This is a genomic window from Methylobacterium sp. AC315 (genome assembly GCF_979253755.1).
The window spans coordinates 1-20361 of sequence record NZ_CEEDEA010000043.1 but is presented as its reverse complement, the minus strand read 5'-3'; the positions used below and the strand labels follow the sequence as shown (position 1 = coordinate 20361).

Here is a 20361-nt window from a genome sequence, read left to right as displayed (position 1 = left end):
CAACCAAACACACACAGACACGATCACCACGATCCAGCCAAACAGCCGGTCCGCTCACGCGGACCGGCTGTTTCGTGCTCGGGGCTTCGCTTGGTAAGCGGAGTGGTCGAAGAGTGGGTCCAGAAGTCGGATGATCCCGCATCCCGGCATGAAGCTGAGCGCATGCCCTCAACCTCGAATCTGCCTCAGGCCGCCCGCCGCTCGCTGGTCGATTCGGCGATCGATCTCATCCGCACGCAGAACGAGACCGGCCGCTGGAAGGTCGGGGCGCGCATCCCGAAGGAGGCGGAACTCGCCGCGATGCTGCAGGTCGGGCGGAATACGGTGCGGGAGGCCGTGCGGGTTCTCTCTCATGCCCAGGTGCTGGAGGTGCGTCAGGGGGACGGAACCCATGTCCGCCTCAACGTCGATCCGGCGGAGGTCATGCGCCGGGTCGCCCATGCGAGTCTGCGCGACCATTTCGAGTTGCGTGCGCTTCTCGAGACCGAGGCGGCCTGCCGGGCGGCGGCGCGACGGAACGACGATGACGTGGCGCGGCTCGAAACCTTGCTGGAAGCACGCGGAGACCGTCCCCAGGATGGGGACCTCGCTGCCTTCATCGAACGCGACATCGCCTTCCATGTCGCGGTTGCGCAATGCGGCGACAACGCCGCGCTCGCGGAACTCTACCGCTATTTCGCCTTGTCGTTGCACGGCAGTACGAGCACGGCGCTCGCCGACAGGGCCTTGCCCGAGCCCGACCTCGCCGCCCATCGCCGGGTGGTCGATGCGATCCGGAAACGGGACGAAGCGGGTGCGGCGGAGGCGGCCCGGGCGATCGTCGGCCCGATCCTCGATGCGCTCGGGCGTATCGAGACCGCCGGGGCCTGAGCGCGCTGCGGCTCCGATCAGCCCACCGCGTCCAGGGTCTGCCTAGCCAGTGCGACGGCTTCGCGATCGTTGGCGCATGCGGCCTGGCGCGTGCCGAACGCGCGGATCACGCTGGAAAAGGGCGTGGCGGCCCTCCGGGTCTGGCTCGACGACGATCAATGCGCGGCAGCGCCCGCCCAGGGCTTTCTTGTTCCGTTTCAGCTAGAGGCCGCGCACGACCCGGTCGTCCTGCGCTTCGTCGTGCCGGCGCCCGTCATAGATCAGCACGAAGGGGTCGCCGCCTGCGAGCAACGCGTTCATTTCCCGGCACCAGACGGAGGCGTAGCCGGGCGGACGGGCAGGGTCATTCCGGCTCTGCGCCATTGAACCGGGTGCGGTCGATGCGCGCGACGGGTCGATCGGCGAACACGGCGGTTCCGCGAAGCGACACGGACACGGAGATCGCGCTGCCCGTGCTTACGGTGACGCGACGCGGGATGACGGGAACGGATCCGGTCCCTGGGATCGTGGCCCGGGTCTCGCCAGCGGGATCCGCGCCATCGGCCGGAGCGCCGGCGACCCGGCCAACAGCTTCTCGGTGCCGCCCGTGACCCTGGTGGACATCGGTGTCCGCTACGAGCTCGGCGCCGCCGATCCGGGGCTGGCGGGCTGGCAGGTCTCGATGAACGCCGCCAACCTGTTCGACCGGACCAGTGTCACGTCTTGCTTCGCTGCGGGGGGCTGCTTCTACGGCAACGGCCGGACCGTCATCGCCAGCCTCGGTTACCGCTGGTCGGATTAGCGCGTGCCCGCCCGGCGGGTGCGGCGCTCGGCCTTGCGGGTCGCGGTCTCGCGCAGGTGCTGCTCGATGGCGTCGTTGGCGCGGCTGCGCATGTGCCGGATCGCCTCGACGTCGTCGAAGGTGTCGGGGAAGCGGCGTGACAGCCATAGATAGGCGCTGGCCAGGCGGACGCTCCGCTCCTGGTAGTCGAGTTCCCCGGTCAGGTTCGCCCGCAGGGCCGGGACCGTGGTGCCGGCCGCCCGGGCCTGGCTCCAGCGTTCGAGCATGCCCATGGCGATCTCGTCGCGCCGGTTGATCGGGCAGACCGAGAAGGCGAACTTTTCCTCGATCGGCAACCGCGCCCGGTCGACCACCCGCGCGACCTCCAGGATCTCCTCCAGAGCCGAGGGTTGGAACGGCGAGCCGGCGTAGAAGGTCGCCCGGGCGAAGTGCGTCAGCACCTCGTGGAGGCTGTGGGTCTGCATCTCCGCGGCGACCGAGCGGATCGCGCCGAGATCCGGCCGGACGAAGAAGCGCGAGTCCGCTGCCGGCGCCGTGGGGGCCCCCGACAACGCGACCCGGATCGGCTCGACGGCGATCGCGTCCGTCGCCGCCACGTAGCCGACCTCCTGGTGCCCGTAGCGGCCCGCCCGCCCGGCGATCTGGCGGATCTCGGAATTGGTCAGCCCGCGCTCCTTCACGCCGTCCCACTTGCGCACGGTCGAGAACACGATCCGCCGGAGCGGCCCGAGATTGAGCCCCATGCCGATCGCGTCGGTGGTGACCAGGACGTTGGCCTCGCCGGTGCGGAAGCGGGTGGCCTCGGCCCGGCGCACCTCCGGCGACAGGGCGCCGTAGATCGTCGCCACCCGGTGCCCGCGGGCGACCAGGATCTCGCGGTTCTCGTGCACGGCTCGGCGCGAGAACGCCACGACCGCGTCCCCCGGCTCGACCTTCTCCAGGGGCACCGCCTCGTCGAGCAGCAGCAGCGGCGACTTGCGGGTGAACGGGATCACCTCCAGCGACTCGCCCGCGGCCTCGGCGGCGCGGCGGACGTACGACAGGGCGTCGTCGGAGCCGCACACGACCACGGTCCGGGCGGGCACGCCGAACAGCGCGTTGGTCCAGGCCCAGCCGCGGTCGGGATCCGACAGCATCTGGATCTCGTCGATCACCGCGACATCGATGGGGCGGGTCAGGTCGGCGGTCTCGATGGTGCGGGCGGTGTGGGTCGGCTCGGGCTCGCCCAAAACCTCCTCGCCAGTGACCATCCCGGCCCGGAGCCCGCGCTCGCGCAGGGCCTCGTAATTCTCCAGGGCGAGCAGCCGCAGCGGCGCCAGGTAGGTGCCCGTCGGCGCCGCCGTCAGCATCTGCAGGGCCGCGTAGGTCTTGCCGGAATTGGTCGGGCCCATGTGGAACAGGATCCGCCGGTTCAGCCGGCGGGCGGCGGCGAAGCGCTCGATATAGGCACCGAAGCCGACCTGATCGCGCAGGCGGCGCAGGCGCGAGCCCTCGCTCGCCACCGCCTTGGCGTGGCGGCGCACGGGGGTGAGCGCGTCGACCAGGGCGCGTGCCAGCTTCGGCCCGTAGGCGAACACCCGGGACCGGAGCGACCGGTCCATGTGGGCGATGTAGGCGGCCGCATCGGCCCCGACCTCGCGCAGGTCCTGGATGATCTGCGCACGCAGGCGCTCGACCGGCTTGCTCAAGCTGCGGACGGCCTCGGCCGCCCGCTCCGCCACGGCCGCCCGCAGCGCCTCGACCCGGTGGGCGGGATCGTTCCGGGCCGCCATGCGCGCCAGGATCTCGGCGGTGGCCGGGTCCGGGGCGATGTCGATCCGGAGGTCCATGCGGCCGTTGTCGAGCAGCGGGATCTCGATCCGGATAGTCCAGATCACCCGATGGTCCCGGGTGATCGCGGCCTTCAGGGTGGGGATGGCCTTCCGGACCGCCGGGACCCCCGTCTCGGCGAAGGCCCGGGCCCGCTGCCGGGCGCGCAACGCCTGGGCGACCCGCTCGTCCTCCACCTCGGCACCGAAATCAGGCAGCTCGAGATCGGCGCGCAGGGTTTCCAGATCAACGGAATCCGGGGCGAGCCCGAGCCGCGCCACGGCTTCGGACAGATACGCGATCGTGGGGCGGAGACGCTTGCGCGCCATGAACTCACCTTCGGCAGCGGCGTCCGCCGGTCGGCGCTGACGCCGTCGAACGCATTCCTAACAAGCATCTATGCCTAACAAGCATCTATGCCTGACAAACATCTATGCCTGACAAGCATTCTTGCGCCAGGATAGCTCCGGATGCCATCCCGCTTCCTGTCCTGTGTTCAGGCGTCGTGCGCCGCCTCGGTCAGCCAGGCGCAGAAGGCGCGCACGGTCGGGTCGTCCGCCCGGGTCTCGGGTACGTAGGTGTAGTAGCTCCGCGCCGGCAGCGACGGGCCCGCGAACGGGCGGGTCAGGCGGCCGGCGGCCACGTCGTCGGCGATCAGGCGCTCCGGGCCCATCGCGACGCCGAGGCCGTCGAGGGCGGCCTGCAGCGTCAGGTAGAAGTGCTCCAGGGTCACCGAGGCCTGCGGCGTCAGGTCCGGCACCCCGGCGGCCCGCAGCCAGTGCGGCCAGACCTCCGGGAGCGTCGCCGCGTGCAGGAGGGTATGGTGGCGCAGGTGTTCCGGTTCGTGGAGCGGCAGGCGCCGCAGCAGGGCCGGGCTGCACACCGGCAGGCGCCGCTCGGACAGGAACGGCTGCCCGATATGGCCGGGACGCGTATCCGGCCCGCCCCGGATCGCCACGTCGAACGGGTCCACCAGGTGGGCCAGGGGCACGTTGGAGGTGGTCAGCCGGACTTCCACGGCGGGGTGGGCGACCTGGAAGCCGGACAGGCGCGGGATCAGCCAGCGCAGGGTGAAGGTGGCCAGCGCGTTGACGTGCAGCAGGCGCGGCCGGCCGCGCTCGACCTGGCGGGCGGTGGCCAGGGCGACGCGGTCGAGGGCGGCGCCGATCTCGGCGGCGTAGCTCTGCCCGGCCTCGGTGAGCACCACGCGCCGGTTGTGACGCTCGAACAGCGGCACGCCGAGCCAGCCTTCGAGCATCTGCACGTGCCGGCTCACGGCTCCGTGGGTCACGCGCAGCTCCTCGGCGGCGCGGGTGAAGCTCGCGTGACGGGCCGCCGCCTCGAAGGCCTTGAGGGCGTTGAGCGGCGGCAGGCGGCGATGCATGTCTGTCAGATTTCCTCACGCGAGCGTCAACATAAGTCGTTTGTCAGCCGGGCGCGAGACCCGCATCCTGCGGTGGAACCACCAAGGGAAGCAGATGGCCCGCGCATCGGAGCTCACCGCCTCGCTGGACGACGCCCCGGACCGGACGGCCAAGCGCATCGAGGACAAGCGCATCGAGGACAAGCGCACCCTCGTGGTCACCGGGGTCAACCACGCCCTCCACGACGGCTACACCGACCTGATCTACGTGCTGCTGCCGGTCTGGCAGGCGGAGTTCGGCCTCGATTACGTCGCGCTGGCGCTGCTGCGCTCGCTCTATAACGGCGCGCTCGCCGCCCTGCAGATGCCGGCGAGCCGGCTCGCCCAAGCGCTCGGTGCCCGCACCGTCCTGGTCCTCGGCACGCTGCTCAGCGCCGGCGGCTACGCGCTCGCCGGGGCGTCGGGGGGCCTGATCGGCCTCTGCGCCGGCCTGCTGCTCGGCGGCGCGGGCAGCAGCACGCAGCATCCGCTCGCCTCGACGGTGATCGCCCGGGCCTACGGGGCCGCCGCGCGGGGGCCGCTCGGCACCTACAACTTCGCCGGCGACCTCGGGAAGGCGGCCGTGCCGCCGCTGGTCGGCTTCCTGCTGACCCTGTCGGGCTGGCGAACGGCGCTCTGGGTGATCGCCGGGCTGGGCGTCGCGGTCGCGCTCGGCGTCGGCCGCTGGCTGCCGCGTGATCCCGCCTCACGCGGCGCGCCATCCCGGACCGCCCCGGGTCCCGCGCGGGGGGGCGACGGGACGGAGGCGCGGCCCGGCTTCGGGCTGCTCGTCGCCATCGGCACCCTCGACAACGCCGCGCGCCCCGCCTTCCTGCTCTACCTGCCGTTCCTGCTGCAGGAGAAGGGCGCGGCCCTGACCACCGTGGGGCTCGCGCTCTCGCTGGTGTTCATCGGCGGCGCGCTCGGCAAGGCCGTCTGCGGCCGGCTCGGGGAACGCCTCGGCGTGACCCGGACCGTGCTGCTGACCGAGACCGGGACCGCGGCCGCGATCCTGGCGGTGATCGCCCTGTCGCTCGTGCCCGCGCTGATCCTGCTGCCGCTGCTCGGGGTGATGCTGAACGGAACCTCGTCGGTCCTGTACGGCACGGTGCCGGAACTCGCCCCGGGCGGCCGGGTCGAGCGGGCGTTCGCGGTGTTCTACACCTGCACGCTCGGGGGCAGCGCGCTGGCGGCCCCGCTGCTCTATGGCCGGCTCGGGGACGCGGCCGGCCCCCATTGGGCCGCGGTGGCGGCTGCCGTGACGGCGCTCGCCGTGGTGCCGCTCATGCTGGCCCTGTCCCGGCATCTGGCCGGGGGGAGGGCGGCCCAGCGGTGCTGATGGGGTTTCTCACCGTGCCAGATGGCACCGATCCGTGAACACCCCGGCGGCTCAGAGCACCCCGAGCGTGCTCACCCGGACCGGCTCGGAGCGGCCCTCCACCGGGATCTCCCGGATCGCCGTCGGCGTGGCCTTGGCGGCGCGGTAGACCGCCTCCGAGACCACAGCGATGCAGCCTAAAACCTTGGTCAGGCCCTGCAGGCGCGAGGCGACGTTGACGGTGTCGCCGAGCGCGGTGAAGCGGGCGTCGGTGGCGTCCCCCATCTCGCCGACGATCGCCAGGCCGGCATGCACGCCGATCCCGTACCGGAGGGTGTGCTCCAGGTCCGCGGCCAGGAGCTCGTTCAGGGTGGCGACGTGCTCGGCCACGAGCTCCACCGCCCGGAGCGCGTCGCGCGCCGCCGGCTCGGGTTCGGTCTCGAGGCCGAACAGCGCCAGCAAGCCGTCGCCCAGGAACTGGTTGGTCGAGCCGCCAGCCTCCCGCACCGCGTCGCCGACCGCGCCGAGGAAGCGGTTGATGATGAACACCGTGTCGTAGGGCAGCCGCTCCTCGGCGAGCCGGGTCGAGCCGCGCAGGTCGACGAACATCGCCACGATGAAGCGCTCCTCGCCGGATTGCGCCCGGTCGAGCAGATCCGCCTGCCGCACCGGCGGCGGCAGCGGGAACAGCGGCACCACGGCGAGGTCGGCCTCGGGCCGGAACTGACAGGCGAGGCGCACCCCCGGCCCGGCGGCGATCCGCTCCAGCACGGCGCGCTCGGCCCGGCCCGCGGGGGGCGTGCGGTCGCTGCCGTCGAGCACGCGGATCCGGCAGGTGGAACACCGGCCCCGGCCGCCGCAGACGCTGGCATGCGGGATCCGGTTGCGCCGGCTCGCCTCCAGCACGCTGGTGCCGTGAGGTACCCGGACCACGCGGCCGCCGGGATAGCGCAGCCGGATCGTCCCGCGCTTGATCTCCGCCAGGGTCCGGACCCCGCGGGCCGCGATCACGGCGGCCACCAGGCCGGCATAGGTCAGCAGCATCCCGTTCCGGATGGCGGCGAGCCGCGCCACCTGGTCGGGCAGTCCGACATGGACCGGCTGGAGCGCCACGGCGCGCCAGGCCGGGTCCTGGGCGAGCGCGGCGATCGTCCGGCCGCCCTGCGCGAAGCCGAGCAGGGCGAGGACCGGCACCAGCACCGCCACCGCCAGCAGCCAGGGGGCGGCGCGCCCGAAGGCGGGCTTCAGACGGAGCCAGAAATACAGGCCGGAGCAGCCGTGGATCCAGGCGATGACCAGCATCGCCGCCTGCATCGCGCCCTGCTGCGGCGCGGCGACCCAGAAGGCGTAGAGTTCCTGCGCGTAGCCCTTGTCGAGGCCCTCGGTGGCGAAGGCGATCCGGGTGCCCGCGACGTGGCTGATGAGCAGCGGCGGGATCAGCAGGCCGGAGACCATCTGGACCACCTCGCCGGGCCGCCAGCGGAAGTAGCGGGCCACGTAGAGGCCCTGGAGCCCGAGCAGCAGGTGGATCAGCAGGGCGCCGTAGAGCAGCGCCAGGCCCAGCGGGTTGAGCCACAGGGCGGAAGCGATATCGAGGCCGTCCTCCATGGCGTCGAGGGAGACGTTGCCGAGGGCATGGTTGGTCAGGTGGGTCAGGATGTAGGCGAACAGCACCAGCCCGCTGTATAGGCGCAGGCGGCGGACGCCGAGGACGGGCCGGACCCGGGCGCGCAGCGGGATCGGGGCGGCCGGCAAACCCCCGGCGGGGGTTCGGAGCGTCGCGATCGACGAGGTGCGCGTCATGCTGGGAGGTCCGACGAGATCGGCAGCGGGCCCGGTCTGGCCGGCCTGTCGTACCAGCAAACCGCGTCCGCGGCCTCCGCTGTCTTTCTACGTGCGGGCGAATTTCGGGTCGGGACCGGAGCGGAGGCCGCCCGACAGACTTCGCGGTCCCTTCGAAGCGAACGAAAAAGGCATTGCCGTCGGCCGGGGATCGACGAAGAAACGCGCGGCCCATCCGCCACGTCCACGAAGTCTGCGGGGCCGGACCCGGATGCCGGCCGAACGTCAACCCAACGGACCGCCCGGCCTTGCCCGGCTGGCTGACACCATCCAGATGACACTTCCGGCATGACACGCCCAGCATGACCCCCGTCGATCCGAAGCCCGCCTTGTTCTTCGCCCGGAACGCCGCCGCGGTGGCGGCGGAGCTGATCGGCGCGCGGCTCTGGGTCGGCGCGGCGGGCGGGCTCATCGTCGAGACGGAAGCCTACGACCGGACCGACCCGGCCTCCCACAGCTTCGCGGGCCCGACCCGCCGCAACGCCAGCATGTTCGGGCCGCCCGGGCACGTCTACGTCTACCGGTCCTATGGGCTGCACTGGTGCCTGAACCTGGTCTGCGAGCCGGGCAGCGCGGTGCTGCTGCGGGCGATCGAGCCGACCGAGGGCCAGGACGCCATGGCGGCCCGGCGCGGCACGGACGATCCGCTTCTGCTCTGCGCCGGACCCGGCCGGCTGTGCCAGGCCCTCGGGGTCACCGGCGCGCTGGATGGCCTGCCGGTGGCGGAGGCGCCGTTCCGGTTCGAGCCCCGGGCGCAGGCCGTCGCGGTCGCGGCGGACCGCCGCATCGGGATCACCCGCGGCGCCGAGACGCCCTGGCGCTTTTTGCTCGCCGGATCCCGGTTCGTCAGCCGGCCGGCGCGGCGGACCGCGGGGAGCGCGCCGCCGGCCTGAGACCCGGCGGCCCCGGTGGAACCGCACGGACCGTCGCGGCCGCCCCCGTACGCTTGGCCGGTAGCGCAACCTCATGTATAGGTTTCTTCGCGGGAGACTGACATTGCTACAACTACAGGTCGGATAAATTTTACTCCGCAAGCATTCGGACGTTCCGTGAGCCAGGATAGCCACAAGGCCTTCGAGATCGTCGGCCGTCTCAAGCAGGCCGCGCGGATCCCGGACATCCTGCGCGAGATGCGGTCGGCCGGCGCGTATTTCGGCTACGACGCCTTCATCATCACCAACCTGCCGGCGGAGCACGCGATCTCCACGCAGGGCTGCGCCCTGGTGCCGGCCTGGCCGGAGGGCTGGCGGAAGCGCTATTTCGACCGGGACTACCTGCGGATCGACCCGGTCGCGAACCATGTCCGGCGCACCACCGAGCCGTTCCTGTGGCGGGAGGCGCCCTACCGGGCCGACGAGGCCGGGGCCGCCCGGGTGATGGGCGAGGCGACCGAGTTCGGGCTGACGCAGGGGTTCTGCGTCCCGATCCATCACCTGTCCGGCCCGGGGGGCGGCGTCAGCTTCGGGGCGGACCGGCTCGACCTGTCGGACGACGCCAAGGCGGCGCTGCACCTCGTGTCGATCTACGCCTACCAGCGGGCCGAGACCCTGATCCGCGAGGGCGGCCGCAGCCCGGCGCGCAAGGCGCCCCGGCTCACCGCGCGGGAGATCGAGTGCCTGCGCTGGACCGCGGCCGGCAAGACCAGCTGGGAGGCCTCCGAGATCCTGAGCACGTCGCAGCGGACCGTGGAGTTCCACCTCAAGAACGCCGCCCGCAAGCTCGACGCGGTCAACCGCGTCCAATGCGTCGCCGAGGCCATGCGGCAGGGCATCATAGCCTGACCCCGGGGCGGCCGCCGACCTCGTAAATTTACGAGGCTCTTTCGGACCCGCCACCCGGCATCACGCCCCCAAAGGGGGAAGTGATCCATGGTTGTTGTGATCGACGACGACAATATTTCCCGGCACGGCGATCTGATGGACAAGATCTACCGGTTCCGGCACGCCCTGTTCGTGGAGCGGCTGAACTGGGAGGCCTGCCGCCGGCCCGACGGCCGCGAGATCGACCAGTTCGACGGCCCCGGCTGCATCCACCTGGCCTACCTGGAGGGCGCGGCCGTGACCGCCTACACACGGCTGCTGCCGACGACCCGGCCGCATCTGCTCACGGAGGTCTACCCGCACCTCGCCGAGCGCGGCCCGGCGCCCCGGGGCGCGGCGGTGTACGAGTGGACCCGGTGCGGGACGCTGCCGTCCCGGCGCGAGGGCCGCACCAGCCGCATCGACCCGGCCACCGCCGGGATCTTCATCGCGGCGGCCGAGGTGGCGCGGGCGCGCGGCCTCGACGGCCTGCTGGCGCAGACGCACCCGATCCTGGTCAACCGGCTGATGTCCTGCGGCTGGGACGTGGAGCCCCTCGGGCTGCCGACGACCTATCAGGGCCATTCCATCCTGGCGGTCTACGCCCGGCTGACGCCCGACACGGTCGCGGAGTCGCGCCGGTTCTTCGGCCTCGACGCCGCGCCCCCGCACGCCCCCCGCACGCAGGCGATCCGCCCGTCCGTGCCCGCCGAGCGGAGGCTGCACGCATGAGCATCTCGGACATCCTGGACGAGGCCTGCGGGCGCGAGGGCGAGGACCCGGCGATCGTGCGCCTGGGCCACCACGCGATCGAGATGTGGCGGGCCGCCGAGGAGATCGGCGACCCGGGTCTCCTGGCCGCCCTGCGCCCGCTGGTGGAGCATGTCGGCCGGGCGCTGGCCCGCGACGTCGGGGGCGAAACCTGCCTGGACGACACGCTGCATTGAGGGCGCGGGGGCGGGGGTTTTAAGCGGCCGACGGTCCCGCCCCCGTCGTTGCCCGCGCGGCGCCGCAGCCGTGTGGTCGAAGTCGGAGGCTCGGTTCCCACCGCGATCTCGGCCAGGGGTGGCAAGTGGCCCCCGGCTTTTCGCCCCGGAGCAGACGTTCCGCGACCGACCCCCGCACGCCCGCGCCGCGACACCGTGGTCCACACGACGAACGCACGCCGATGCGCCCTCACCAGGGACTAGAATTTGGAATTATTCGCACTCCAGTGCATCCTGCCTCTGCGCTGAGCCGGCTCGCTAGAACAATAAAGCGAAACGCTCGGCCGTGGAGGAACCATGAACGAGATCGTCAAGCCCGACTCCCTGCTCGTCGCCAAGGCGGAGAGCCTGACCCAGACCTTCTTCGGCGGCTGCCCCCACGATTGCCCGGACACCTGCTCGATGATCTTCGAGGTTAAGGACGGGGAACTGCTCGGCGTGCGCGGCAACCCGGACCATCCGATGACCCGCGGCGGTCTCTGCGTGAAGCTGAAGGACTACGAGAAGCGCCACTACCATCCGGACCGGCTGCTCTACCCGATGAAGCGGGTCGGCCCGAAGGGCTCGAAGCAGTTCGAGCGCATCACCTGGGACGAGGCCCTCGACACCATCGTCACCCGCTGGAAGGCGATCATCGACCAGTACGGGCCGGAGGCCATCGCGCCCTACAGCTACCTCGGCAACCAGGGCCTCGTGCATGGCTTGAATGGCGGCGACGCGTTCTTCAACCGCATGGGCGCCACCGTGACCGAGCGCACCTTCTGCGGCGAGGGCTCGTGTACCGCGTGGCTGCTCACGGTCGGGCCGACCGCTGGCCTCGACCCGGACAGCTACATCCACTCCAAGTACATCGTGATCTGGGCCTGCAACTCGGTCTCGACGAACCTGCACCACTGGGCCATCGTCAAGGACGCGCAGAAGAAGGGCGCCAAGGTCGTCGTGATCGACACCTACGCGTCGCGCACCGCCAAGGCGGCCGACTGGCATATCGCGCCCAAGCCCGGCACCGACGGGGCGCTGGCCATGGCGCTGATCAATGCGATCATCGCGCAGGGCCTCGTCGATCAGGATTACGTCGACAATTACACGGTCGGCTTCGAGGAGCTGAAGGAGCGGGCCAGCACCCGCACGCCGGAATGGGCTGCCGAGATCACCGGCGTCCCGGCCGAGGACATCCGCAAGCTCGCCTACGAGATGGCCACCGAGCAGCCCGTCGGCATCCGCATGGGCGTGGCGCTGGAGCGGCATTACGGCGGCGGCCAGACCATCCGGGCGGTGACCTGCATCCCGGCGCTCACCGGCGCATGGCGCCACGTTGGCGGCGGCGTCACCCAGTTCGGCGTCTGGGAGCACCCCTACAAGTTCGACGTGATGTGCCGCCCTGATCTGATCCCCGAGGGCACCCGCGTGGTCTCGAACCTGCAGATCGGGCGCGCGCTCACCGGCGAGATGCAGCTCGACCCGCCGATCATGTCAATGATGTGCTGGAACTCGAACCCGGTCACGCAGGCGCCCGAGACCGACAAGATCGTCGAGGGGCTGATGCGCGAGGACCTGTTCATGGTCTCGGCCGAGCACTTCATCTCGGACACCGCCTCCTACGCCGACATCGTTCTCCCGGCGACGATGGGCGCCGAGATGGAGGACATGATCCTCTCCTGGGGTCACCTTTATCTCACCTACAACACCAAGTGCGCGGACGCGCCCGGCGAGGCGATCCCGAACAACGAGATCTTCCGCCAGCTCGCCGCCCGCCTCGGCTACGAGGACGAGAACTTCAAGTGGTCGGACAGCGAGTGCCTGGAGCACTACGTCGACTGGTCGTCGCCGGCCTGCGAGGGCATCGACCTCGCCTACATGCGCGAGCACGGCTTCGCCCGCCTCAAGGTCGGGACGCCGGACGACCGGGCGCCCCACCGGGAGGGCAACTTCCCGACGCCGACCGGCAAGTGCATGCTCAAGGTCGAGGGTGCCACGAACTTCGTCGCGCCGCCGTTCCGGCAGATGTACGAGGGCTTCCAGCCCGGCGAGGCGCTCGACCCGCTGCCCGACTACCTCGGCCCGCGCGAGTCCCACACCAACGACCCGGAGCTGGCCAAGCGCTTCCCGCTGAACATCGTCTCGCCCAAGAGCCACTACTTCCTGAACTCCTGCTACGCCAACATGGAGGACAAGCAGAAGGGCCAGGGCGAGCAGTTCGTGATGATCAGCCAGCACGATGCCGACGCGCGTGGCATCCGGGACGGCGACCGCGTGCAGGTCGGCAACGACCGCGGCGCCTTCAAGGGCGTGGCGCGCATCACCGACGACGTGAGGGCCGGGATCGTGGTCGCGACGCTGGGCTACTGGCGCCAGCTCAACGAGGGCACGGTCAACAGCATCGCGTCGGGGGCCTTCACCGACATGGGCCACGCCCCGTCGTTCTCGGACAACCTCGTCGAGGTCGCGCGCGCGAACTGAGAGCCCCGCGCAAAACGCCCTCTGCGCTGTCTCGTGCAGAGGGGGACGCCCGGTGATCGGGCGTTTTGTAAGGTGCGCTCGGCGCGCCGCCCGGGCTCAGGCCACGCGCTCGGGCGCCGTGCGCCGGTCCGAGGACGGGCTGCACCCGAACTGGGCCCGGTAGCTGCGGGAAAAGTGGGCGGCGCTCGAGAAGCCGCAGGCGGTCGCGATCTCCCCGATCGCAAGCGGGCTCTGGCGCAGCAGCCGCCGGCCGTGGGCGAGGCGGATGGCGCGGTACTGGGCCGAGAAGCTCAGGCCGCACTTCTCGCGGAAGAGGCGGTCGAGGTGGCGCGCGCTGACCGCGGCGAGGCGGGCCATGGCCCGGCGGGTGAGCGGCGCTTCGACGGTCGTCTCCATCGTTTCGAGGACGGCGAGCAGGGCCGGGTGGTGGATGCCGTACCGCTCCGCCGCGGAGGCGCGCTGCGGGTCGTCGGCGGCGCCCACCGCAATGTGTAGGAACCAGTCCGAGATGCGGCGCGCGAAGGCCGCCCCCAGGCGCGCGGCGATCAGCGTGTGCGCCATGTCGAGGGGGGCGACCCCGCCGCCGCAGGTCAGGCGGTCGGCATCGGCGACGAAGCGCGCCCGCGTGAGGCGCGCGTCCGGAAACGCCTCGACCGTGGCGCCGGCGTATTCCCAGTGAATCGTGAAGGCGCGCTCCGCCAGCAGCCCCGCCGCGGCCATCAGGTAGGGGCCGCCCGATATACCGCCGACGCGGACGCCGAACCGGGCCATGCGCCGCAACCCGGCATGGATCGCCGGCCTGTCCCACTCGGTCGGGTCGCCGCCCGCGCAGACGAAGACCGTGTCCAGGCGCCCGCGCTCGCGCGGCAGCTCCTCGGTCGGGACCTCCGCCCCCGAGGACGAGGCGACCCGGCCTCCGGCCTCGCCGAAGTAGCGCAGCCGGTAGAGGACCCGGCCGGCGAGATCGTTGGCCGCCCGGAAGGGCTCGCAGGCCGAGGCGAACGACAGCAACCCGAAGCCCGGGACCAGCAGGAAGCCGATCTCCTGCGGCCGATCCCCCGGGGCCGGGCCGCCCGGATCCGGCATCGCGTCGCTGGTTTGGCTCATCCGTGCAAGAAAGCGTCTCTCCCGGTCAAGCGCAACCGCCCGAGCGCGTCATGCTCACGGTCGCCTTCCCGTTCGACCGAGATCCCGATCCTATGCCCGGCCTCGCAGCTCCGCGCCCGTGTCGTCACGGACATACCCGTTGCGGCCACACCCCCACGCAGGGGCAGGCCCGATGACGCGCCGGTTCGACGTCGCGGTCCTGGGGCTCGGCGCGATGGGGAGCGCGATCCTCTACCAGCTGGCCAAGCGCGGGGCCGCGGTGGTGGGGCTCGACCGCTACGCGCCGCCGCACGCCCTCGGGTCGAGCCACGGTGAGACGCGGATCACCCGCCAGGCCGTCGGGGAAGGGCGCGACTACGTGCCCTTCGTCGTCGCCTCGCATCGCATCTGGCGGGAGCTGGAGGCGGCCACCGGCGAGACGCTGCTGAACGCCTGCGGCGCCCTCGTCATGGCGCCCGGCCGCGGGGTCTCGTCCCATCACGGCAAGCCGGACTTCGTCGGCCGCTCGATCAGCGCCGCGCAGGGGGCCGGGATCCCGCACGAGGTGCTCGACGGGGCCGCGGTCGCCCGCCGCTTCCCGCAATTCCTGAACCTCGCGGGCGACGAGAAGGCCTATTACGAGCCCGGCGGCGGCTACGTCTTCCCGGAGCGCTGCATCGCGGCGCAGCTCACCCGCGCGACCGCCCTGGGGGCCGAGATCCGGACCGGCTGCGAAGTCCTGGCGCTGGATCAGGACGCGGCCGGCATCCGGATCGATACCGCCGACGGCGTGATCCTGGCCGATCGCGCCGTGGTCGCGGCCGGCGCCTGGACCGCCCCGCTGCTCGGCGCCCCGTTCGACGGGCTGCTGACGGTCCGGCGCCAGCTCCTGCACTGGTACGCCCTGGCGAACGAATCCGCGTACGGGCCGCGCGCGCCCGTGTTCATCTGGATGTACGGGACCACCGACACGGATTACCTCTACGGCTTCCCGCCCCTGGCGGGGGAGCGCGCCATCAAGGTCGCGACCGAGCAGTACAGCACCGCCACCACGGCCGACGCCGTCGCGCGGCGCGTCGACCCCGCGGAATCCGACGCGATGTACCGCTTGCGCGTCGCGGGCCGGCTGGCCGGCGCCACCCCGGAGGTCGTCCGGGCCGCGGCCTGCGTCTACACGGTGACCCCCGACCGCGGCTTCATCATCGACCGGCATCCCGGGATGGACCGGGTGCACGTCGTCTCGGCCTGCTCGGGGCACGGCTTCAAGCATTCGGCGGGCATCGGCGAGGCGGTCGCCGCCGACCTGGCCGGAGGCGCCGGGCGACCCGACCTCACGCCGTTCGCCCTCGCACGCTTCGGTTGATCCGAAGGCCGATGGCTCGTGGATTGCTAGAAACCGTGCCAAGATCCGTTCGCCCGAGCAGGACCGACCCGATGCGCCCCATGTCCCGACGCCTCCTGACGAATGCCGCGCTGGCCGCCCTCGCGGCGATCCCGGCGCTGGCATGGCCCGGCCGGGCCTCGGCCGCGGACGGCGTCGACGCGATCAAGGCGCGCGGGACGCTGATCGTCGGCGTGAAGGCGGATTACAAACCCTTCGGCTTCCGCGATCCGAGCGGCGCGATCATCGGGCTGGAGCCCGACCTCGCCGCCGACCTCGCCAAGCGGCTCGGGGTGAAGCTGGAGCTGGTGCCGGTGGTCTCGGCCAACCGGATCGAGTTCCTCCAGCAGGGCAAGGTCGATCTCCTGATCGCCACGCTGTCGGACAAGCCGGAGCGCCGCCGCGTCGTGCAGGCGATCGACCCGCAATACTATTCCGACTTCGTCAACGTGCTGCTGCCCAAGACCGCCGGCATCACCGACTGGGCGCAGCTGAAGGGCAAGCCGCTCTGCGCGACCTCGGGGGCGTGGTACAACAAGGACGTCGCCCGCACCTACGGGGCGGAGATCGTCGCCTTCGACGGCTCCGAGAAGCCGCTCTTCGCGCTCAAGCAGGGCAACTGCCTGGGCTACGTCTACGACCAGAGCATGCTGCAGGGTAAGCTGCTCGACGACGACTGGAAGGCCGGCTACGCCCTGCCGCTCAAGGGCATCCTCGACGCGCCGTGGATGATGGCGGTGGCCCTGGGCAACACCACGCTCCAGACGATGGTCGAGGACGCGACCAAGGACTGGATGAAGACCGGCTTCGTCGTCGCCGGCGAGCGGAAATGGGGCATCGAGCCCACCGCCTACTCGAAGGCGATGCACGAGAAGTACAAGAACGCGACCAACTGATGCGCCCCCGTGCAGCGAGCCCAGGTGATCGGCCGCGATGATCGAGGCGATCCAGGCCTGGTTCCAGGGTCTCTACGAGACCACGGGCTTCAATTTTACGGTCTTCTACGACCCGTATGACTGGAACCGCTACGTCGCTGGGCTGCGGATGACGCTGCTGCTCGGGATCAGCACGATCCTGGCCAGCCTGGTGATCGGCGCGGTCGGGGCGCTGCTGCAGAGCGGGCCCTCGCGCCTGCTGCGGGGGCTGGTCAACGGCTTCGTCGTGGTGTTCCGCAACACGCCGCCGCTGGTGCAGATCTTCTTCTTCTACTTCGGCCTCGGCACGCTCCTGCCGGCCGTGCGCTCGGCGGACGGCCTGCGCGTTCCCATCCTCGACAACGTGCAATGGGCGATCGTCTCGCTCTCGCTGTTTGCCGGCGCGTTCAACGTCGAGATCTTCCGCTCCGGCATCGAGGCGGTGCCCAAGACCACCGTCGAGGCCGCCGAGGCGCTGGGCTACACCCGGTTGAAGGCCTATCGCCACGTCGTCCTGCCGCTCGCGCTCCGGGTCTGCCTGCCGGCGCTCAACAACAACCTGATCAACCTGCTCAAGACCACGACGCTCGCCTACGCCATCGCGGTCCCCGAGACGCTCTACGCGGTCAAGCAGATCTGGTCCGAGTCGCAGAACGTCCTGGAGATGATGCTGGTGCTGCTCGCGACCTACGCGGTCCTCGTCGGATTGCTCGTGTGGATCATGCACCGCTGGGAGCGCGCCCTGCGCATCCCCGGATACGGCCGATGAGCGCTCCGGACCGGACCGGCCGGCGCGACGACGGCCGCCCGGCGGGTCGTCCGACGGACCTGCCGGTCCTGCTGCCGTTCGCGCCCGCCCGGGGCCGCCCGGCGGCGCGCCTGCGCCCCATCCACGGCTGGCTGCTGTGCGGCCTCGCCATCGTCGCCCTCCCGGCCTGGGCGCAGGGCGGGGCCGCCGCCCTGTCCCCGCTGGAGGTGGTGATCAAGTGGGCGCCGCTCCTGCTCACGGGCTTCGCCTTCAACGTCGCGATCTCGCTGATGGCGATGGCGATCGGCACGGCGGCGGGCCTCGGGCTCGGCCTGGCCATGCTGGGCGAGGGCCGGGTGCTGCCGCGCATCGCGTGGTCGGCCACGCAGGTGTTCCGCAACGTGCCCTGGCTGGTGCTGCTGTTCTTCGTGATGTTCCTGGTCCCGTTCCAGGTCACGGTGTTCGGGATCCGGGTGCCGCTGCCCGACTGGGTGAAGGCGACCTTCGGCTTCAGCCTGCCGGTGATGGCCAACGTCGCCGAGATCGTCCGCGGCGCGGTGCGCTCGGTGCCGAACACGCAGTGGGAGGCCGCCGAATCCCTGGCCTTCACCCGGCGGCAGACCCTGTGGCGGATCATCCTGCCGCAATGCGCGAAGCGCATGCTGCCGCCCTGGATGAACGTCTACGCGCTGATCGCGATGGCCACCGTGCAGGCGTCGATCGTCGGGGTCACCGAGATGCTGACGCTGACCGCGCAGGTGCACGCCGCCGAGGGCGGACGGCCCGAGCTGTTCGCCCCGCTCTACGGCTTCGCCCTGCTCTGCTTCTTCCTCTACTGCTACCCGATCGACCGGTTGACCGCCCACCTGGAACGCCGCTTCGAGACCCGTTGAGCATGATGCAAGCGACCGTCGCCAGCAGCCCGTCCCCGGCCTGGACACCCGACCAGCCGATCGTCCGCGTCGTCGACGTGCACAAGTCCTTCGGGACCTTCGAGGTCCTGAAGGGGATCAGCTTCGACGTGCGCAAGGGCGAGGTGGTCTGCATCATCGGGCCCTCGGGCTCGGGCAAGTCGACGCTGATCCGCTGCATCAACGCGCTGGTGCCGGTCACCGCGGGCTCGATCCGGGTCGAGGGGATCGAGGTCACCGATCCGCGGCTCGACAAGCTGGCCTTGCGCCGCAAGGTCGGGATGGTGTTCCAGCAGTACAACCTGTTCCCGCACAAGACCGCGCTGCAGAACGTGATGATGGCGCCGATCCACGTCCTCGGGCAGGAAAGGCGCGAGGTCGAGGCCCGGGCCCGCGCCCTGCTCGCCAAGGTCCGGCTGGCCGGCAAGGAGGCGGCGTATCCGGGCGAGCTCTCCGGCGGTCAGCAGCAGCGCGTGGCCATCGCCCGCTCGCTGGCGATGCGGCCCGACGTGATGCTGTTCGACGAGGTCACGGCCGCCCTGGACCCCGAGACGGTCAAGGAGGTGCTGGTCACGATCCGCGAGCTGGCCGAGGAGGGCATGACCTGCATGCTGGTCACCCACGAGATGAACTTCGCCCGGGACGTCGCCGACCACATCTACTTCACCGACCGCGGCGTCATCGTCGAGCACGGGCCGCCGGCGACCTTCTTCGCCTCCGCGCAGGACGCGCGCACCCGCCGGTTCCTCTCGCAGGTGCTCTGACGGGCCGGGGGGGGCGAGCGGCCGGGGCGCGGGCGGACGCAGGGCCGGCCTGCCGCCATTCGGTCGCGCAGGACGGGCGAGACGGTGGGGCCGCGTCGGCCGCATGACGCGCCCGGCGCCGTCGCGCGTTTCGAAGGTGCCCCCTCGCGTCGCCCGCGCTCTCAGCTCAAGGCGACGTCGAAGCCGCGCCGCACCGCCGGCCGGGCCATCATCGTATCGTACCAGCGCCGCACCTGCGGGTAGTCGGATAGGTCCACCTGATGGCGCTCGTGCCGCCACGCCCAGCCCAGAATGGCGAAATCCGCGATCGACAGCGCGCCGGCGACGAACTCCGCCTCCGCCAGGCGCCGGTCCAGCACCCCGTAGAGCCGGCGGGTCTCCTTGAGATAGCGCTCCAATCCATAGGCCCGGTCCTGCTCGGCGACGCCGAGGAAATGGTGGACCTGCCCCGGCATCGGTCCGAACCCGCCCATCTGCCACATCAGCCATTCCAGCACGGCCATGCGCCGGCGCGGATCGGCCGGCAGGAACCGGCCCGACTTCTCGGCGAGGTAGAGCAGGATCGCGCCCGATTCGAACACCGAGATCGAACCGCCGGGCCCGTCCGGATCGACGATCGCGGGGATCCGGTTGTTCGGGCTGATCGCCAGGAAGGCCGGATCGAACTGCTCGCCCTGCGTGATGTCGACGGTCCGGACCCGATAGGGCAGGCTCATCTCCTCCAGGGCGACGCTGATCTTGCGTCCGTTGGGCGTGTTCCAGGCATACAGCTCGATCATCGTGGGGCCTCGCCATGCGGGCGGTCGTGAACGGTGTGCGGTTGCCCGTGCGCGACCGGACCGGACCGGACCGCAGCATCGTGCGGACCGGAAGCGCCGCGATCAAGCCGCCGCGCGAGGGCATCGGGACATCCGCGACCAAGCCGGCGCCGCGGCGCCGGGCACGGACACGACGGCGGGGCCGTCGGCGAAGGCCATCGATCGAGGACGCGCTGCCTGCCGCCGTCCGCCGATCCGCATCACGCGCGGCGTGAAACCGCAACGGGACGCGATTTCACGCCGCGCGTCTCGGACGGGACAGGAACCCGGCACGGAGGATGCGGCAGCCGGGCAGGGGAGGAAACGTCGGCGCAACGCCCGGAGCGAGGGCGTGTTCGCGCCCGAAGCGTGCCGGCAAACCGATCAGGACGGTGGCGAGTGGCCCTGCGGGCCTCCGCTAGAGCGTTTTCGGGCTGCGCTGAATCGCATGGGTGGGGTTCACGCGGCGCTGTTGGACTGATTCACTGATCGT

General features: G+C 71.3%; 18 protein-coding genes. 13 read left to right on the top strand and 5 right to left on the bottom strand.

What is annotated here, in order from left to right:
* Positions 1-162 precede the first annotated feature (162 nt).
* Both AC0IY0_RS28235 and AC0IY0_RS28230 read left to right on the top strand, forming a co-directional pair.
* Positions 163-870, top strand: coding sequence for a FadR/GntR family transcriptional regulator (locus AC0IY0_RS28235; protein ID WP_471766369.1), 708 nt, complete (start codon positions 163-165; stop codon positions 868-870).
* 586 nt (positions 871-1456) lie between these two features.
* Entirely contained in the window at positions 1457-1651 is a 195-nt protein-coding gene (locus AC0IY0_RS28230) for a hypothetical protein (protein WP_471766367.1), read from the top strand.
* Here the strand turns inward: AC0IY0_RS28230 and AC0IY0_RS28225 are convergent.
* Positions 1648-3789 (bottom strand): helicase-related protein, encoded by a 2142-nt coding sequence (locus AC0IY0_RS28225; RefSeq protein WP_471766366.1) that lies wholly within the window; start codon positions 3787-3789, stop codon positions 1648-1650. The two genes, AC0IY0_RS28230 and AC0IY0_RS28225, sit on opposite strands and share 4 nt — an antisense overlap.
* A 167-nt stretch (positions 3790-3956) precedes the next feature.
* The gene (gcvA, locus tag AC0IY0_RS28220; protein ID WP_419828669.1) at positions 3957-4844 is read right to left on the bottom strand and encodes a transcriptional regulator GcvA; all 888 of its coding nucleotides are present in this window, start codon (positions 4842-4844) and stop codon (positions 3957-3959) included.
* Positions 4845-4938: 94 nt separating this feature from the next.
* Between gcvA and AC0IY0_RS28215 the strand changes: the two genes are divergently transcribed.
* On the top strand, positions 4939-6201 hold the full coding sequence (locus tag AC0IY0_RS28215) for an MFS transporter (protein WP_471766365.1): 1263 nt from the start codon (positions 4939-4941) through the stop codon (positions 6199-6201).
* A 51-nt stretch (positions 6202-6252) separates the two neighbouring features.
* Here AC0IY0_RS28215 and AC0IY0_RS28210 read toward each other — a convergent pair whose 3' ends face one another.
* A complete protein-coding gene (locus AC0IY0_RS28210) occupies positions 6253-7983 on the bottom strand; it encodes an adenylate/guanylate cyclase domain-containing protein (protein WP_471766363.1) in 1731 nt (576 codons plus the stop codon).
* 341 nt (positions 7984-8324) lie between these two features.
* On the opposite strand from AC0IY0_RS28210, the gene AC0IY0_RS28205 reads away from it, so the two are divergent.
* The 5 genes from AC0IY0_RS28205 (at position 8325) to AC0IY0_RS28185 (ending at position 13267) form a co-directional block, all read left to right on the top strand.
* Positions 8325-8915 (top strand): DNA-3-methyladenine glycosylase, encoded by a 591-nt coding sequence (locus AC0IY0_RS28205; RefSeq protein WP_147907417.1) that lies wholly within the window; start codon positions 8325-8327, stop codon positions 8913-8915.
* A 156-nt stretch (positions 8916-9071) separates the two neighbouring features.
* A complete protein-coding gene (locus tag AC0IY0_RS28200; RefSeq protein WP_147907416.1) occupies positions 9072-9803 on the top strand; it encodes a LuxR family transcriptional regulator in 732 nt (243 codons plus the stop codon).
* A gap of 87 nt (positions 9804-9890) precedes the next feature.
* Positions 9891-10553 (top strand): acyl-homoserine-lactone synthase, encoded by a 663-nt coding sequence (locus tag AC0IY0_RS28195; RefSeq protein ID WP_471766361.1) that lies wholly within the window; start codon positions 9891-9893, stop codon positions 10551-10553.
* The gene (locus tag AC0IY0_RS28190) at positions 10550-10768 is read left to right on the top strand and encodes a hypothetical protein (RefSeq protein WP_147907414.1); all 219 of its coding nucleotides are present in this window, start codon (positions 10550-10552) and stop codon (positions 10766-10768) included. Before AC0IY0_RS28195 ends, AC0IY0_RS28190 begins: the two co-directional genes overlap by 4 nt.
* Positions 10769-11104: 336 nt before the next feature.
* The gene (locus AC0IY0_RS28185; RefSeq protein ID WP_471766359.1) at positions 11105-13267 is read left to right on the top strand and encodes a molybdopterin-containing oxidoreductase family protein; all 2163 of its coding nucleotides are present in this window, start codon (positions 11105-11107) and stop codon (positions 13265-13267) included.
* Positions 13268-13363: 96 nt separating this feature from the next.
* Here the strand turns inward: AC0IY0_RS28185 and AC0IY0_RS28180 are convergent, their stop codons facing one another.
* Complete coding sequence (locus tag AC0IY0_RS28180; RefSeq protein ID WP_471766358.1) at positions 13364-14374, bottom strand: GlxA family transcriptional regulator; 1011 nt, start codon at positions 14372-14374, stop codon at positions 13364-13366.
* Between the two features lie 172 nt (positions 14375-14546).
* Between AC0IY0_RS28180 and solA the strand changes: the two genes are divergently transcribed.
* The 5 genes from solA (at position 14547) to AC0IY0_RS28155 (ending at position 19071) form a co-directional block, all read left to right on the top strand.
* The gene (gene solA, locus AC0IY0_RS28175) at positions 14547-15716 is read left to right on the top strand and encodes an N-methyl-L-tryptophan oxidase (protein ID WP_471766356.1); all 1170 of its coding nucleotides are present in this window, start codon (positions 14547-14549) and stop codon (positions 15714-15716) included.
* 71 nt (positions 15717-15787) lie between these two features.
* Positions 15788-16630, top strand: coding sequence for a transporter substrate-binding domain-containing protein (locus AC0IY0_RS28170; RefSeq protein ID WP_147939742.1), 843 nt, complete (start codon positions 15788-15790; stop codon positions 16628-16630).
* A gap of 37 nt (positions 16631-16667) precedes the next feature.
* Positions 16668-17417, top strand: a complete 750-nt coding sequence (locus AC0IY0_RS28165) for an amino acid ABC transporter permease (RefSeq protein WP_147907410.1) — start codon at positions 16668-16670, stop codon at positions 17415-17417.
* Positions 17414-18289 carry an amino acid ABC transporter permease gene (locus tag AC0IY0_RS28160; protein ID WP_147907409.1) on the top strand — a complete coding sequence of 292 codons (876 nt, stop codon included), beginning with the start codon at positions 17414-17416 and terminating at the stop codon, positions 18287-18289. Before AC0IY0_RS28165 ends, AC0IY0_RS28160 begins: the two co-directional genes overlap by 4 nt.
* 2 nt (positions 18290-18291) lie before the next feature.
* Positions 18292-19071, top strand: a complete 780-nt coding sequence (locus AC0IY0_RS28155) for an amino acid ABC transporter ATP-binding protein (protein WP_147939744.1) — start codon at positions 18292-18294, stop codon at positions 19069-19071.
* A gap of 161 nt (positions 19072-19232) precedes the next feature.
* Here AC0IY0_RS28155 and AC0IY0_RS28150 read toward each other — a convergent pair whose 3' ends face one another.
* Entirely contained in the window at positions 19233-19850 is a 618-nt protein-coding gene (locus AC0IY0_RS28150) for a glutathione S-transferase family protein (RefSeq protein WP_471766354.1), read from the bottom strand.
* Between the last annotated feature and the right edge of the window lie 511 nt (positions 19851-20361).

What these genes read in the sequence shown, in the direction of transcription:
- AC0IY0_RS28235 (WP_471766369.1), top strand. Translation starts at nt 163, where the DNA reads ATGCCCTCAACCTCGAATCTGCCTCAGGCCGCCCGCCGCTCGCTGGTC.
- AC0IY0_RS28155 (WP_147939744.1), top strand. Translation starts at nt 18,292, where the DNA reads ATGATGCAAGCGACCGTCGCCAGCAGCCCGTCCCCGGCCTGGACACCC.
- AC0IY0_RS28195 (WP_471766361.1), top strand. Translation starts at nt 9,891, where the DNA reads ATGGTTGTTGTGATCGACGACGACAATATTTCCCGGCACGGCGATCTG.
- gcvA (WP_419828669.1), bottom strand. Translation starts at nt 4,844, where the DNA reads ATGCATCGCCGCCTGCCGCCGCTCAACGCCCTCAAGGCCTTCGAGGCG.
- AC0IY0_RS28210 (WP_471766363.1), bottom strand. Translation starts at nt 7,983, where the DNA reads ATGACGCGCACCTCGTCGATCGCGACGCTCCGAACCCCCGCCGGGGGT.
- AC0IY0_RS28150 (WP_471766354.1), bottom strand. Translation starts at nt 19,850, where the DNA reads ATGATCGAGCTGTATGCCTGGAACACGCCCAACGGACGCAAGATCAGC.
- AC0IY0_RS28205 (WP_147907417.1), top strand. Translation starts at nt 8,325, where the DNA reads ATGACCCCCGTCGATCCGAAGCCCGCCTTGTTCTTCGCCCGGAACGCC.
- AC0IY0_RS28190 (WP_147907414.1), top strand. Translation starts at nt 10,550, where the DNA reads ATGAGCATCTCGGACATCCTGGACGAGGCCTGCGGGCGCGAGGGCGAG.
- AC0IY0_RS28170 (WP_147939742.1), top strand. Translation starts at nt 15,788, where the DNA reads ATGCGCCCCATGTCCCGACGCCTCCTGACGAATGCCGCGCTGGCCGCC.
- AC0IY0_RS28180 (WP_471766358.1), bottom strand. Translation starts at nt 14,374, where the DNA reads ATGAGCCAAACCAGCGACGCGATGCCGGATCCGGGCGGCCCGGCCCCG.
- AC0IY0_RS28215 (WP_471766365.1), top strand. Translation starts at nt 4,939, where the DNA reads ATGGCCCGCGCATCGGAGCTCACCGCCTCGCTGGACGACGCCCCGGAC.
- solA (WP_471766356.1), top strand. Translation starts at nt 14,547, where the DNA reads ATGACGCGCCGGTTCGACGTCGCGGTCCTGGGGCTCGGCGCGATGGGG.
- AC0IY0_RS28225 (WP_471766366.1), bottom strand. Translation starts at nt 3,789, where the DNA reads ATGGCGCGCAAGCGTCTCCGCCCCACGATCGCGTATCTGTCCGAAGCC.
- AC0IY0_RS28165 (WP_147907410.1), top strand. Translation starts at nt 16,668, where the DNA reads ATGATCGAGGCGATCCAGGCCTGGTTCCAGGGTCTCTACGAGACCACG.
- AC0IY0_RS28185 (WP_471766359.1), top strand. Translation starts at nt 11,105, where the DNA reads ATGAACGAGATCGTCAAGCCCGACTCCCTGCTCGTCGCCAAGGCGGAG.
- AC0IY0_RS28160 (WP_147907409.1), top strand. Translation starts at nt 17,414, where the DNA reads ATGAGCGCTCCGGACCGGACCGGCCGGCGCGACGACGGCCGCCCGGCG.